1 pseudogene is annotated in these 406 nt (G+C 68.2%); it reads right to left on the bottom strand.

Going from position 1 to position 406, the window contains the following annotated elements:
* Positions 1 to 406 (bottom strand): annotated as a pseudogene (locus RNC47_RS37235) (polyribonucleotide nucleotidyltransferase); the annotation flags it as partial.

Here is a 406-nt window from a genome sequence, read left to right as displayed (position 1 = left end):
GTCACGAACTGCTTCGTACCGGCGACCTTGAAGTCCATGTCGCCGAAGGCGTCCTCCGCACCGAGGATGTCGGTGAGGGCGACGTAGTGGGTCTTGCCGTCGATCTCCTGCGAGATCAGGCCCATGGCGATACCGGCGACGGCGGCCTTGAGGGGCACACCGGCGTTCAGCAGCGACATCGTGGAGGCGCAGACCGAGCCCATGGACGTCGAGCCGTTGGAGCCCAGCGCCTCGGAGACCTGGCGGATCGCGTACGGGAACTCCTCGCGGGTCGGGAGGACCGGCACGATGGCGCGCTCGGCGAGCGCTCCGTGGCCGATCTCGCGGCGCTTGGGCGAGCCCACGCGGCCGGTCTCACCGACGGAGTACGGCGGGAAGTTGTAGTTGTGCATGTAGCGCTTACGGG

This window comes from Streptomyces millisiae (genome assembly GCF_031845425.1).
GTDB classification, from domain to species: domain Bacteria; phylum Actinomycetota; class Actinomycetes; order Streptomycetales; family Streptomycetaceae; genus Streptomyces; species Streptomyces millisiae.
Note: the sequence above shows the minus strand (reverse complement) of the source record. Positions and strands in the feature narration are given on the sequence as shown.